General features: G+C 48.4%; 15 protein-coding genes. 9 read left to right on the plus strand and 6 right to left on the minus strand.

Annotated features, from left to right (window positions below; genetic code table 11):
- Nucleotides 1-96: 96 nt before the first annotated feature.
- Nucleotides 97-513: a ribonuclease E inhibitor RraB gene (gene rraB, locus KXD89_RS19470; protein ID WP_000002953.1), complete on the minus strand. Its 417-nt coding sequence runs from the start codon at nucleotides 511-513 to the stop codon at nucleotides 97-99.
- 161 nt (nucleotides 514-674) lie between these two features.
- On the opposite strand from rraB, the gene argF reads away from it, so the two are divergent.
- The gene (argF, locus tag KXD89_RS19475) at nucleotides 675-1679 is read left to right on the plus strand and encodes an ornithine carbamoyltransferase (RefSeq protein ID WP_000012931.1); all 1005 of its coding nucleotides are present in this window, start codon (nucleotides 675-677) and stop codon (nucleotides 1677-1679) included.
- Nucleotides 1680-1734: 55 nt separating this feature from the next.
- Here the strand turns inward: argF and yjgL are convergent, their stop codons facing one another.
- The 3 genes from yjgL to KXD89_RS19490 all read right to left on the minus strand — a co-directional run bounded on the left by yjgL (nucleotide 1735) and on the right by KXD89_RS19490 (nucleotide 4862).
- Nucleotides 1735-3549, minus strand: a complete 1815-nt coding sequence (gene yjgL / locus KXD89_RS19480) for a protein YjgL (RefSeq protein WP_001698825.1) — start codon at nucleotides 3547-3549, stop codon at nucleotides 1735-1737.
- A gap of 122 nt (nucleotides 3550-3671) precedes the next feature.
- Nucleotides 3672-4124: a toxin-antitoxin biofilm protein TabA gene (gene tabA / locus KXD89_RS19485; RefSeq protein WP_000583469.1), complete on the minus strand. Its 453-nt coding sequence runs from the start codon at nucleotides 4122-4124 to the stop codon at nucleotides 3672-3674.
- Nucleotides 4125-4268: 144 nt separating this feature from the next.
- Nucleotides 4269-4862 carry a TetR/AcrR family transcriptional regulator gene (locus KXD89_RS19490; protein WP_000256658.1) on the minus strand — a complete coding sequence of 198 codons (594 nt, stop codon included), beginning with the start codon at nucleotides 4860-4862 and terminating at the stop codon, nucleotides 4269-4271.
- 70 nt (nucleotides 4863-4932) lie between these two features.
- On the opposite strand from KXD89_RS19490, the gene bdcA reads away from it, so the two are divergent.
- The 6 genes from bdcA (at nucleotide 4933) to ridA (ending at nucleotide 8459) form a co-directional block, all read left to right on the plus strand.
- Entirely contained in the window at nucleotides 4933-5646 is a 714-nt protein-coding gene (bdcA, locus tag KXD89_RS19495) for an SDR family oxidoreductase (protein ID WP_000500731.1), read from the plus strand.
- Between the two features lie 130 nt (nucleotides 5647-5776).
- Nucleotides 5777-6172: a RidA family protein gene (locus KXD89_RS19500; RefSeq protein ID WP_000230281.1), complete on the plus strand. Its 396-nt coding sequence runs from the start codon at nucleotides 5777-5779 to the stop codon at nucleotides 6170-6172.
- 280 nt (nucleotides 6173-6452) lie between these two features.
- The gene (gene pyrL, locus KXD89_RS19505) at nucleotides 6453-6587 is read left to right on the plus strand and encodes a pyr operon leader peptide (RefSeq protein WP_001296693.1); all 135 of its coding nucleotides are present in this window, start codon (nucleotides 6453-6455) and stop codon (nucleotides 6585-6587) included.
- Nucleotides 6588-6590: 3 nt separating this feature from the next.
- The gene (gene pyrB / locus KXD89_RS19510) at nucleotides 6591-7526 is read left to right on the plus strand and encodes an aspartate carbamoyltransferase (protein ID WP_000013046.1); all 936 of its coding nucleotides are present in this window, start codon (nucleotides 6591-6593) and stop codon (nucleotides 7524-7526) included.
- 12 nt (nucleotides 7527-7538) lie between these two features.
- Entirely contained in the window at nucleotides 7539-8000 is a 462-nt protein-coding gene (pyrI, locus tag KXD89_RS19515) for an aspartate carbamoyltransferase regulatory subunit (RefSeq protein ID WP_000148581.1), read from the plus strand.
- Nucleotides 8001-8072: 72 nt separating this feature from the next.
- Complete coding sequence (ridA, locus tag KXD89_RS19520; RefSeq protein WP_000047539.1) at nucleotides 8073-8459, plus strand: 2-iminobutanoate/2-iminopropanoate deaminase; 387 nt, start codon at nucleotides 8073-8075, stop codon at nucleotides 8457-8459.
- Between the two features lie 205 nt (nucleotides 8460-8664).
- Here the strand turns inward: ridA and mgtA are convergent, their stop codons facing one another.
- Nucleotides 8665-11361, minus strand: coding sequence for a magnesium-translocating P-type ATPase (mgtA, locus tag KXD89_RS19525; RefSeq protein ID WP_000471889.1), 2697 nt, complete (start codon nucleotides 11359-11361; stop codon nucleotides 8665-8667).
- Between the two features lie 140 nt (nucleotides 11362-11501).
- On the minus strand, nucleotides 11502-11555 hold the full coding sequence (gene mgtL, locus KXD89_RS19530) for a mgtA regulatory leader peptide MgtL (protein ID WP_001387276.1): 54 nt from the start codon (nucleotides 11553-11555) through the stop codon (nucleotides 11502-11504).
- A 184-nt stretch (nucleotides 11556-11739) separates the two neighbouring features.
- On the opposite strand from mgtL, the gene treR reads away from it, so the two are divergent.
- Both treR and treB read left to right on the plus strand, forming a co-directional pair.
- Nucleotides 11740-12687, plus strand: coding sequence for a trehalose operon repressor TreR (treR, locus tag KXD89_RS19535; RefSeq protein ID WP_001181307.1), 948 nt, complete (start codon nucleotides 11740-11742; stop codon nucleotides 12685-12687).
- Between the two features lie 118 nt (nucleotides 12688-12805).
- Nucleotides 12806-14233: a PTS trehalose transporter subunit IIBC gene (treB, locus tag KXD89_RS19540; RefSeq protein ID WP_219319341.1), complete on the plus strand. Its 1428-nt coding sequence runs from the start codon at nucleotides 12806-12808 to the stop codon at nucleotides 14231-14233.
- The last annotated feature ends 12 nt before the right edge of the window (nucleotides 14234-14245 follow it).

Consider the following 14245-nt stretch of genomic DNA (forward strand, 5'->3'; position numbering starts at 1 on the left):
ACGTTTTGTTTATGCCGGATGTGACATGAATGCCTTATCCGGGCTACAAATTCACCAGGTTGCAGGAACTACCTGGGCCTGATGCGCTACGCTTAATTAGTGGCGAACTCCGTCATCGTCTTCATCGACAAAATCTTCATCGTCGCCATCTTCGCCGTTAGGATCTTCAAAGTAAGTGCCCCATCCGTCGTACTCAACGTCAAATTTCTCTGCCAGCGTCATCAGTTGTTCAACCTGGGCATCGATCAGATCGGCATTCAACGCGCACTCGCTGAGGATGTCGCAGCAAATCACGATATCACCATCTTCAACTTCCAGCTCTTCTGGATCGGTCACTTCGTAACCGAGTTTAAACGCTTCAACTGCTGCTTTTTCCAGGGTTTCCAGATCGTCTGCGGAAAGATGGTGTTCGATGGTGTACAGCGCGTCCGGATCGCTGCCATCTTCCAGTAATTCTTCAATAATCAAACGTGTTTCTTCACGCTGTTCTTCCAGTTGTTCCGGGTTTGCCATGGCTCATTCCTCTTAATGTCCTGCCGATACTCTTATTGTCACACACCACTGACATTGCCTCCACCTTTGTGACAAAGATTTATGCTTTAGACTTGCAAATGAATAATCATCCATATAAATTGAATTTTAATTCATTGAGGCGTTAGCCACAGGAGGGATCTATGTCCGGGTTTTATCATAAGCATTTCCTGAAATTACTCGATTTCACGCCAGCTGAACTCAACAGCCTGCTGCAGTTAGCCGCGAAGCTGAAAGCCGATAAGAAAAGCGGTAAAGAAGAAGCCAAACTCACTGGTAAAAACATCGCGCTCATCTTCGAAAAAGACTCGACTCGTACCCGATGCTCTTTCGAAGTTGCCGCATATGACCAGGGTGCTCGCGTTACTTATCTCGGCCCAAGCGGCAGCCAGATTGGTCATAAAGAGTCGATTAAAGACACTGCCCGCGTGCTTGGTCGCATGTATGACGGTATTCAGTATCGCGGCTATGGTCAGGAGATTGTCGAAACACTGGCGGAATACGCTAGCGTGCCGGTATGGAATGGCCTGACCAATGAGTTCCATCCCACGCAGCTGCTGGCGGATCTTCTCACCATGCAGGAGCATTTGCCCGGCAAAGCGTTCAACGAAATGACGCTGGTCTATGCAGGTGACGCGCGTAACAACATGGGCAATTCGATGCTCGAAGCTGCGGCGCTTACCGGTCTGGATTTGCGTCTGGTCGCGCCACAAGCGTGCTGGCCGGAAGCTGCGCTGGTTACGGAATGCCGCGCCCTGGCACAGCAAAATGGTGGGAATATTACGCTGACTGAAGATGTCGCGAAGGGAGTTGAAGGTGCTGACTTTATCTATACCGATGTGTGGGTGTCGATGGGGGAAGCAAAAGAGAAATGGGCGGAACGGATTGCATTGCTGCGTGAATATCAGGTGAACAGCAAGATGATGCAGTTGACCGGTAACCCGGAGGTCAAATTCCTCCACTGCCTGCCCGCGTTTCATGACGACCAAACGACGCTTGGCAAGAAAATGGCGGAAGAATTTGGCCTACATGGCGGTATGGAAGTCACTGATGAGGTCTTCGAATCTGCCGCCAGCATTGTTTTTGATCAGGCGGAAAACCGTATGCATACTATCAAAGCGGTGATGGTCGCGACGCTCAGTAAATAATTGCTATCGCTATAAAGATGCCGGGAAATACAAACCATCCCGGCATCACATTATTTTATGCAGTGATAGGTCTATTCTTCCACCCAAAGTGTTCTATTGCTATACGTAAATTTTCCGGTGGATTTAGTTTATTTAAACGCTGTTCATTAATATATGGTAATACATTAACTCTCGATTGCAAGATAGTTTGCATCATTCTAAATCTAAGTTTGTATTCATTATTCAGTTTTTCTTTGATAACATTATCTGGTTGATTCTTCAAAATTTCTTTATTAGATTCCTTATCATTATCATTTAAATCATATTTTAAATTATCAAAATAAATCTTTTCACCCTCATAACTCTTAAGTAACTGAGGGAAGTACCAATTAATCATCTCAGGATTTTTCATAAAGAAATCATTCATAAAAATATCATTCACTAAAATGCTGACAGGTACTTCATTAAATATAGACTCAACATTATCAAATAGCCTTTGTATTAAATTTGTTTTTTCTCGATTACTTAAGTTAAATTCATTGACATATACAACCAACTTATTCCAAATCAACCCCTGTAATTCAGGGCTATTTTTATAGGGTTCTTTATCGAGATTGAAAAATAATGTCTCAGCTATTTTAGACTGATCGCTGCGAAGATTAATATGATTTATTACGGAGCATGCATGCTTTATCTTTTTAGTATCATCAAAATATTGCATGTTTTTATTAAAACACCAATCCAGTATTCTTACATCATTAATATATGGGGATTTTGAAAAAGTCTCCAGAATCGAATCGATGACCGGTGTAAGGTTAACCTTTGCATCATCTAAGGAATCAATAAGAATATGAGACAGGTTAACTTTGATGTCATTAATTTCATTGTTACCTACTTTGTCATTATCAATTCCGTGATCATTTAATGCGTAGAGCTTATCTATTTCTTCAAGTATACCTTTTTCGCCCAGTAAGTATGAAATCGATTCATCACATACATGAGGCATTAATAGCAGATGTTCGTTCCTTATTGCTAATAATGCATTATTCAATGGTTCTTTTAATAAACCCGTAATCGTAGAATCAACTGAAACTGTACAACTCACCTTAGAGTTATTTAAGTCCTGAGAATTATTTAACTCCTGCGGATCATTTAACTCCTGTGGACTATTTAATTCCTGCGAGTTATTTAACTCCTGAGAATCATTTAAATTCTGCGGATTATTTAACTCCTGAGGATTATTTAACCCCTGTATATTATTTAACTTCAGTAGATTATTTAACTTCTGTAGATTATTTAATTTCTGTAGATTATTTAACTCCTGATTATTATTTAATAGACGCGCTATTTTCTTGTTAGCTTCACTTTGGTAACACGCCAGAACCTTGTTAGTAATCAGGTGTAATGAACTCTCATCTTTTCTTTCAAAGGACTTCCCTTCATAACGGTTAGTCGAACCATCAGGTTGTGGAAATATAATGGCTGTATGTCCTTGACGAGTCCCCATAGTAGTGATAGTGGAAAGTGAAATTTCTATAATCACCTTGGGTGAATCCGCTCGTTCCCCTACAGGATTATTCATGTAAAACTTCATTTTTTCATTGCCATTAGTATCTTTAGAATAAGATGAGGACTTAATATGAGCCATCATATTTCTACCCGCTTCGTTGGAGCGTTTGCTAAAATCCACATAACCCAGGGTAAATATCTTTGCCAAAAACTCTAAAAATGCTCCAGGAGAAAGAATATTCCTTCTGTTATCCTGCCCCCCGGCAATACGGGCAAAATCATTCATTCCAACACGCCAGGTATTTAAAACTTCACTTTTTTGTTTGAAATTGTCGGCTAATGTAATGTGTTGAGAATAATTTAAATCTGATATTTTGCTCATGACGAACTCCTTGAGTGAATAAGAACGTCTAAGCATTACAAATTTTACTCACAAAAAAATATCAAAAAACGCTCTTTTCACAAACTCGCCGTAAACCTTGAGTTATTTACGGCGAAAAGTCATCACGCCATCAGCATCTTCACTACTGCTTTGCGAACCTGGGCTGGCGCGCCCACTGCGCACAGCGGTTTATGCACTTCCCCCGGATAAAACACAACAAAATCACCTTCATTTAGAATAACTGTTTTCTCATCAACGCCTTCCGGCAAAAATGCGATGTCTTTATCAGCTAACCAGTCGGTATCCGGCGCGCCTGCAGGTTGCGTGCTGAAGGTCATGCCTTCCTGACCTTTTAACACAATCTGAATGTCAAGATAGCGGGCATGGTACTCCGCACGGCGAGCTTCGTACGGCTCGGTCATATCTTCCGAGATAAGATAAAACAGTCGATTGCCTTCGATATCGTGCTTGCCCTTTGGCGTTTCTGCCGTAACGTGTGCTTTGATATGCTCAATCGCCTGGCGTAACTCCTGGGGTAGCCACGGCTGAAGATTATGAATATTTCCGATGATCATCTTTTCCACTCCTTAATTAAAACAACGTTTCATTTCTATCGTTATACGAAAAGATAATCAATTCCGCTAGCCTTAACGCGTGAATTATTGTCTTATCACAACTTATCGGCAGGCGCTTTCCCGCCTTTCGGGTCAAGGCCCGCATCACTCCTCAAGAATAGTTTTTATCGCTTCCCCCGCCATTGCAGCTGTTGCACAGAGTTGTTCTATAGAGTGCCCCTCTCGTGCCTTCGCAGAAAGCCCAGACATCACGGTACTCATAAAATCAGTCACACATTGTGCGCGTTGTGGATGCCGCCTGGCGATGTAGTCATAAATGGTCGTTTCTGCGGCGTGATAATATTGAACGGCAATATCACGCGCTTGTGGATCATGACTATGAATACCTTCAAGAACCATACAGCCAGCGCAGCCGCCGTTTTGGCTATATCTGCGCGCCGCTTCTTTTAATACCTCAACCAGGCACTCGCCTACCGGACGATCATCACGAAGAATATCGGCAAGCGGAATAGCTTCCGTACCGACGTATTCATTGAGTACACGGCTAAATAACCCAGCTTTACTGCCAAAAGCCGCGTAGAGGCTCGGGGGGTTAATACCAAGATAATCAGTAACTTCAGCAACACTGACAGCATCGAAACCTTTTTGGTGAAAAAGCACTTTTGCCGCAGAGATTGCCTGCTCAGGAGCGAAACGTCTGGGACGACCTGGAACGCGAGATTGTTTTTTAGTGACCATTACAAAACCTGTTGACAGAAAGTTAAAACAGTTTTGTAATGCATGTTACATAATAAATCAAGGAGTCCTTATGGGCGCTTTTACAGGTAAGACAGTTCTCATCCTCGGTGGCAGTCGTGGTATCGGTGCCGCTATCGTACGTCGTTTCGTCACCGATGGGGCCAATGTACGATTCACCTATGCGGGGTCGAAAGATGCCGCTAAACGCCTGGCACAAGAGACTAGAGCGACAGCAGTATTCACAGATAGTGCTGACAGAGACGCTGTCATTGATGTCGTTCGTAAGAGCGGCGCATTGGATATCCTGGTGGTAAATGCAGGTATTGGCGTCTTTGGCGAGGCCCTGGAATTAAATGCCGACGATATTGATCGCCTTTTCAAAATCAATATTCATGCTCCTTATCATGCCTCTGTTGAAGCCGCCCGGCAGATGCCCGAAGGCGGGCGCATCTTAATCATCGGCTCCGTGAATGGCGATCGTATGCCTGTTGCAGGCATGGCTGCTTATGCCGCCAGCAAATCTGCCCTGCAAGGCATGGCGCGCGGGCTGGCCCGTGATTTTGGACCGCGTGGGATCACCATTAACGTCGTCCAGCCAGGGCCAATTGATACCGACGCTAATCCCGCCAACGGGCCAATGCGCGATATGTTGCATAGTTTGATGGCTATCAAAAGACATGGGCAACCGGAAGAGGTCGCTGGTATGGTCGCATGGTTAGCAGGGCCAGAAGCCAGTTTTGTTACCGGCGCGATGCATACCATTGATGGCGCGTTTGGCGCATAACCGACTACGCTCAATTAAGCCCAGCCATTATCCATGATGTCTGGGTTTTGTTTACTCACGTCGTCCGCTAAAAGCGGCTCCCGGTAAAGAGAAATCTTCTGTTCATGTCGTAAATCTTGAGGATAACCAAATGGTAGAAAGAACCGCTGTTTTCCCTGCTGGCCGACATTCACTATATGCTGAGCATCGTTATTCTGCGGCTATTCGTTCCGGCGATTTGCTGTTTGTTTCCGGGCAAGTAGGAAGTCGAGAGGACGGAACACCAGAACCCGATTTTCAGCAACAAGTCAGACTGGCATTTGATAATTTGCATGCGACCCTGGCAGCTGCGGGATGCACTTTTGACGATATCATTGATGTTACGAGCTTCCATACCGATCCAGAAAACCAATTTGAAGACATCATGACGGTGAAAAATGAAATATTTAGCGCCCCACCTTATCCAAACTGGACGGCGGTGGGTGTTACATGGCTGGCAGGCTTTGATTTTGAAATTAAAGTGATAGCGCGCATCCCTGAGCAGTAAGCAATAGTGTTAGCCGTTCGCTTTCACACTCCGCCCTATAAGTCGGATGAATGGAATAAAATGCATATCTGATTGCGTGAAAGTGAAAAAGGAAAAAGCAGGGAATGTCTGCAATTATTGATACCGAAGGACAGTTCCCCTGCAGAATCACATCAAATAAAAATGCATATACCTTGACTTTTAATTCAAATAAACCGTTTGCGCTGACAAAATATTGCATCAAATGCTTGCGCCGCTTCTGACGATGAGTATAATGCCGGACAATTTGCCGGGAGGATGTATGGTTCAGTGTGTTCGACATTTTGTCTTACCGCGTCTGAAAAAAGACGCTGGCCTGCCGTTTTTCTTCCCGTTGATCACCCATTCCCAGCCCCTCAATCGAGGGGCTTTTTTTTGCCCAGGCGTCAGGAGATAAAAGATGGCTAATCCGCTATATCAGAAACATATCATTTCCATAAACGACCTTAGTCGCGATGACCTTAATCTGGTGCTGGCGACAGCGGCGAAACTGAAAGCAAACCCGCAACCAGAGCTGTTGAAGCACAAAGTCATTGCCAGCTGTTTCTTCGAAGCCTCTACCCGTACCCGCCTCTCTTTCGAAACATCTATGCACCGCCTGGGGGCCAGCGTGGTGGGCTTCTCCGACAGCGCCAATACATCACTGGGTAAAAAGGGCGAAACGCTGGCCGATACCATTTCGGTTATCAGCACTTACGTCGATGCGATAGTGATGCGTCATCCGCAGGAAGGTGCGGCGCGCCTGGCCACCGAGTTTTCCGGCAATGTACCGGTACTGAATGCCGGTGATGGCTCCAACCAACATCCGACGCAAACCTTGCTGGACTTATTCACTATTCAGGAAACCCAGGGGCGTCTGGACAATCTCCACGTCGCAATGGTTGGTGACCTGAAATATGGCCGCACCGTTCACTCCCTGACTCAGGCGTTAGCGAAGTTCGACGGCAACCGTTTTTACTTCATCGCGCCGGACGCGCTGGCAATGCCGCAATACATTCTGGATATGCTCGATGAAAAAGGGATCGCATGGAGTCTGCACAGCTCTATTGAAGAAGTGATGGCGGAAGTAGACATCCTGTACATGACCCGCGTGCAAAAAGAGCGTCTGGACCCGTCCGAGTACGCCAACGTGAAAGCGCAGTTTGTTCTTCGCGCCAGCGATCTCCACAACGCCAAAGCCAATATGAAAGTGCTGCATCCGCTGCCGCGTGTTGATGAGATTGCGACGGATGTTGATAAAACGCCACACGCCTGGTACTTCCAGCAGGCAGGCAACGGGATTTTCGCTCGCCAGGCGTTACTGGCACTGGTTCTGAATCGCGATCTGGTACTGTAAGGGGAAATAGAGATGACACACGATAATAAATTGCAGGTTGAAGCTATTAAACGCGGCACGGTAATTGACCATATCCCCGCCCAGATCGGTTTTAAGCTGTTGAGTCTGTTCAAGCTGACCGAAACGGATCAGCGCATCACCATTGGTCTGAACCTGCCTTCTGGCGAGATGGGCCGCAAAGATCTGATCAAAATCGAAAATACCTTTTTGAGTGAAGATCAAGTAGATCAACTGGCATTGTATGCGCCGCAAGCCACGGTTAACCGTATCGACAACTATGAAGTGGTGGGTAAATCGCGCCCAAGTCTGCCGGAGCGCATCGACAATGTGCTGGTCTGCCCGAACAGCAACTGTATCAGCCATGCCGAACCGGTTTCATCCAGCTTTGCCGTGCGAAAACGCGCCAATGATATCGCGCTCAAATGCAAATACTGTGAAAAAGAGTTTTCCCATAATGTGGTGCTGGCCAATTAATTGCGGTTGGTAATAAAAGTCTGGCTCCCTATAATGAGCCAGACTTTTTACCGCTGTAATAAAGGAGAAATCATGAGCAAAACTATCGCGACGGAAAATGCACCGGCAGCTATCGGTCCTTACGTACAGGGCGTTGATCTGGGCAATATGATCATCACCTCCGGTCAGATCCCGGTAAATCCGAAAACGGGCGAAGTACCGGCAGACGTCGCTGCACAGGCACGTCAGTCGCTGGATAACGTAAAAGCGATCGTCGAAGCCGCTGGCCTGAAAGTGGGCGACATCGTTAAAACTACCGTGTTTGTAAAAGATCTGAACGACTTCGCAACCGTAAACGCCACTTACGAAGCCTTCTTCACCGAACACAACGCCACCTTCCCGGCACGTTCTTGCGTTGAAGTTGCCCGTCTGCCGAAAGACGTGAAGATTGAGATCGAAGCGATCGCTGTTCGTCGCTAATCTTGATGGAAATCCGGGCTATCATGCCCGGATTAAGTCTGATGACAAACGCAAAATCGCCTGATGCGCTACGCTTATCAGGCCTACGTGATTCCTGCAATTTATTGAATTTGTTGGCCGGATAAGGCATTTACGCCGCATCCGGCATGAACAAAACTCACTTTGTCTACAATCTGAATCGGGGCTATCGTGCCCAGTTTATTCTTTATTGCCAGCCGTAACGACGGCTATAGAACCCTTTCACCAACTGGGTTAATGTCATATACCCTGCCAGAATCGCAACCAGCCACGGGAAATAGCTTAACGGCAGCGCCTGTAATTGCAGATAACTGGCCAGCGGTGAAAACGGCAATGCGATCCCGACAATCATCACGATCACGGTCATGATCATTAACGGCCACGATGCACAGCTCTGAATAAACGGCACACGGCGGGTGCGGATCATATGCACAATCAGCGTTTGCGACAGTAAGCCCACCACAAACCATCCCGACTGGAACAGCGTTTGCGTTTCCGGCGTGTTGGCATGGAATACCCACCACATCAGGCAAAACGTCAAAATATCGAAGATCGAGCTGATCGGTCCGAAGAAGATCATAAAGCGCCCCAGATCCGCCGGATTCCAACGCTGCGGCTTTTGAATTTGCTCGTCGTCGACGTTATCAAACGGGATCGCCACCTGTGACACATCGTACAGCAGGTTCTGAATAAGCAAGTGTAACGGCAACATCGGCAGGAAGGGCAAGAAAGCACTCGCTACCAGCACGCTGAACACATTACCGAAGTTAGAGCTCGCCGTCATTTTGATGTATTTCAGCATGTTGGCGAAAGTGCGACGTCCCTCAATAACCCCCTCTTCCAGCACCATCAGGCTTTTTTCCAGCAGGATGATATCAGCCGCTTCACGGGCAATATCTACCGCGCCGTCCACAGAAATGCCGATATCCGCAGCGCGTAAGGCGGGCGCATCATTAATACCATCGCCCATAAAGCCAACCACATGCCCTTCGCGCTTCAGTAAGGTCACAATGCGTTCTTTATGCATCGGCGTCAGGCGGGCAAACAGCGTGGTACGCTGTGCAAGATTTGCCAGTTCGTCGTCAGATAGCGTTTCAATATCACTACCAATGACCACCTCTCCCGCGTCCAGCCCCACTTCATGGCACACTTTCGCTGCAACTAACTCACTGTCGCCAGTAAGGATTTTTACGGTAATTCCACTCGCTTTTAATGCCTTCAGTGCCGGAGCGGTTGTCTCTTTTGGCGGATCAAGAAAAGCAATATATCCTTCGAGGATCAGGTCGGATTCATCCGCCCGCTGGTAATCTCCTTCACGCGCTGGCAGGTATTTCGTCGCCACCGCAACCACGCGCAGCCCCTGACGATTCAGCGTATCAGTAACCCGCTTAATCTTACGCAGCATGATGTCATCGAGCGGCACAATCTCGCCATTGTGACGCACCTGCGAACACACATTGAGGATTTCCTGCAATGCACCTTTGCAAACCAGCTGATGGTGCTCGGTATTTTCTGCCACTACCACCGACATCCGGCGACGCTCGAAATCAAACGGAATCTCATCAATTTTTTGCCAACGACTGGCCAGCGAGCGCGCTGACTCTTCATCCGTACCTTCGAGCACCGCTGTATCGAGCAGGTTTTTAAGTCCGGTCTGATAATGACTGTTCAACCACGCGCTATGCAGCACGCGTTCGCTGGTTTTACCGGAGATATCGGTATGATTCTCCAGCACAATTTTATCCTGCGTCAGGGTGCCGGTTTTATCAGTGCACAGAATATCCATTGCGCCAAAGTTCTGAATAGCATCCAGATGTTTGACGATCACTTTCTGTTTCGACAGCTTTACTGCGCCGCGCGCCAGCGTCGAGGTAACAATCATCGGCAACATTTCCGGCGTTAGGCCTACCGCGACCGAAAGCGCAAACAGCGCCGCTTCCCACCAGTCGCCTTTGGTGTAACCATTGATTAACAGCACCACCGGTGCCATCACCAGCATAAAGCGAATCAGCAGCATACTGACGCGGCTGATCCCTTGCTGAAAGGCATTCGGCTCGCTTTCCTGCTCACTAACACGCCCCGCCAGTTGACCAAACCAGGTATTGGCACCTGTAGCAATCACCATTGCTTGTGCCGTGCCGCTCACCACGGTGGTGCCCATAAAACACAGCGTGTCGCACTCCAGCGGATTGCTGTGCTCCGGCTGGCGAGTGGTAGCGGCTTTTTCTACGGGCAGAGACTCACCGGTTAACGACGCCTGAGCGACGAACAGATCCCGCGCCTGCAAGATACGTAAATCTGCCGGGATCATATCTCCCGCCGCCAGTTTTATAATATCGCCGGGCACCAGCTGGTCGATCGGGATCTCCAGCCAGCCATTTTCGCCTTTGTCGTTAATTACGCGCAGCACCGTCGCAGTATTGCTGACCATCGCTTTCAGGGCATCTGCCGCTTTAGTGGAACGTGCTTCCTGAATAAAGTTCAGCAACGTAGAAATAGCGACCATTAGCGCGATAACGCCCGCAGCAAATAAATCTTCCGTGGCGTAAGAAATAGCGCCGAGAATGGTGAGTAAAATATTAAAGGGGTTGCGATAGCAGACCCATAAATGTACCCACCACGGCGACGGTTGTTGTGCGGGTAATTTATTTTCACCATGTTGTTCGCGGGCAGATTCCACTTCCGCCTGATTTAACCCTTCCGGATGGGTGTCGAACGTTTTCCACAATTCTTCTTCGGGCATCACCGCCATTTTCAGGCAATGCGCACTTAAGGACGGCGGGACCACCGTATTCACTGTCTGCTGCGCGCCAGGCAATGGATCACGATGAACCAGACGGGAAGGTAAATGGCGAATGAGCCGGGTAAAAATTTCTTTAAACATAAGGAGTCCCTCCGCACTGTCTGAAACAGTACAGAAATGTCTTCAGGCGTGGCGAAGCCTTACCTGAAGGTAATAAAGCTGAGCAGGGACGTTAAAACGTCACGGCCTTACGCATCCGGTAACGCCGTGAAAAGACGGGCTTACCGGAAAAGTTTTAATCTCCGTCGAGGGAGAGGCGTGGGATCAGGTTCCATATAACCTCCGGTAAGTGAAAAAAGCGCCGCAAATAATAAGGAGAATCCAATAATATTCGTAGCATCTATGGCGATATAATACCTGCTGACAACTAAACCAACGATAAACCAGACTTTACCCATTGCTGAATGCACGGGTAACGTTAGGCTCAAATAATTAAACAACACGTTACAGGACAACAGGATGCAAAATCGGCTGACCATCAAAGATATCGCGCGCTTAAGCGGCGTGGGGAAATCTACAGTTTCCCGGGTGCTGAATAACGAAAGCGGCGTGAGCCAGCTCACCCGCGAGCGTGTTGAAGCAGTGATGAATCAGCATGGATTTTCCCCTTCCCGCTCTGCGCGCGCTATGCGTGGGCAAAGCGATAAAGTGGTCGCCATCATTGTTACCCGTCTGGATTCGTTGTCAGAAAATCTCGCCGTTCAAACCATGCTGCCAGCGTTCTATGAACAAGGTTACGACCCAATCATGATGGAAAGTCAGTTTTCCCCGCAATTAGTTGCCGAACATTTGGGAGTGCTGAAACGGCGTAATATCGACGGCGTAGTGCTGTTCGGTTTTACTGGCATAACAGAAGAAATGTTAGCCCACTGGCAGTCATCGCTGGTTCTGCTGGCGCGTGACGCAAAAGGCTTTGCTTCGGTCTGTTATGACGACGAAGGGGCAATCAAAATCCTGATGCAACGGCTGTATGACCAGGGGCATCGTAATATCAGTTATCTCGGCGTGCCGCACAGTGACGTGACAACCGGTAAGCGACGTCACGAAGCCTACCTGGCGTTCTGCAAAGCGCATAAACTGCATCCCGTTGCCGCCCTGCCAGGGCTTGCTATGAAGCAAGGCTATGAGAACGTTGCAAAAGTGATTACGCCTGAAACTACCGCCTTACTGTGCGCAACCGACACGCTGGCACTTGGCGCAAGTAAATACCTGCAAGAGCAACGCATCGACACCTTGCAACTGGCGAGCGTCGGTAATACGCCGTTAATGAAATTCCTCCATCCGGAGATCGTAACCGTAGATCCCGGTTACGCCGAAGCTGGACGCCAGGCGGCTTGCCAGTTGATCGCGCAGGTAACCGGGCGCAGCGAACCGCAACAAATCATCATCCCCGCCACCCTGTCCTGATCGTTTCCTGAACGATAAATTGTGATCTTCGCTGCGTTTCGGGAACGTTCCCGTTTTTAAATTTTTCCGCGCAATATATTCTGCAGCCAACCAAAAATGTCATCTGCCATGGGGCTTTATGATGAGCAAAATAAACCAAACGGATATCGATCGGTTGATTGAACTGGTCGGCGGGCGCGGCAATATTGCGACGGTGAGCCACTGTATTACTCGCCTACGCTTTGTCCTCAACCAACCGGCCAATGCCAGACCGAAAGAAATTGAGCAACTCCCTATGGTGAAAGGCTGTTTCACCAATGCCGGGCAATTTCAGGTGGTGATTGGCACCAACGTGGGTGATTACTATCAAGCACTGATTGCGTCAACCGGACAGGCGCAGGTTGATAAAGAGCAGGTAAAAAAAGCCGCCCGGCATAATATGAAATGGCATGAGCAGTTGATCTCTCATTTCGCGGTGATCTTCTTCCCGTTGCTGCCCGCGTTGATTAGCGGCGGTTTGATCCTCGGTTTTCGCAATGTGATCGGCGATTTGCCCATGAGCAACGGTCAGACGCTGGCGCAAATGTACCCTTCCCTGCAAACGATCTACGATTTTCTGTGGTTGATCGGTGAAGCGATCTTCTTCTACCTGCCGGTCGGTATTTGCTGGTCAGCGGTGAAAAAAATGGGCGGCACGCCGATCCTTGGTATCGTGCTTGGCGTGACACTGGTTTCTCCACAGCTGATGAACGCTTATCTGCTCGGGCAGCAGCTGCCGGAAGTGTGGGACTTTGGCATGTTCAGCATCGCCAAAGTAGGCTATCAGGCGCAGGTGATCCCGGCACTGTTAGCCGGACTGGCGCTGGGCGTTATTGAAACTCGCCTTAAACGCATCGTGCCGGATTACCTCTATCTGGTGGTGGTACCCGTCTGTTCGCTGATCCTCGCGGTGTTCCTCGCCCATGCGCTGATTGGTCCGTTTGGTCGCATGATTGGCGATGGCGTTGCCTTTGCGGTACGTCACCTGATGACCGGCAGCTTTGCTCCGATTGGCGCAGCATTGTTTGGCTTCCTGTACGCCCCGCTGGTGATCACCGGTGTACACCAGACCACGCTTGCTATTGATTTGCAGATGATTCAAAGCATGGGTGGTACGCCAGTGTGGCCGCTGATTGCGCTGTCGAATATCGCTCAGGGCTCCGCCGTGATAGGCATTATCATTTCCAGCCGCAAGCACAATGAACGCGAGATCTCCGTGCCTGCCGCTATCTCCGCCTGGCTTGGGGTCACTGAGCCTGCAATGTACGGCATCAACCTGAAATATCGCTTCCCGATGCTGTGCGCGATGATTGGTTCTGGTCTGGCAGGATTGCTATGCGGCCTGAACGGCGTTATGGCGAATGGCATCGGCGTAGGCGTAGGCGGCCTGCCGGGAATTCTCTCGATTCAACCGAGCTACTGGCAGGTGTTTGCGCTGGCAATGGCTATCGCCATCATCATCCCGATTGTACTCACCTCGTTTATCTATCAGCGGAAATACCGCCTGGGCACGCTGGACATTGTTTAATTTTCTTCGGGG

Origin of the sequence: Escherichia sp. TC-EC600-tetX4 (genome assembly GCF_019356055.1) — a bacterium.
In the GTDB taxonomy this organism is placed as follows: Bacteria; Pseudomonadota; Gammaproteobacteria; order Enterobacterales; family Enterobacteriaceae.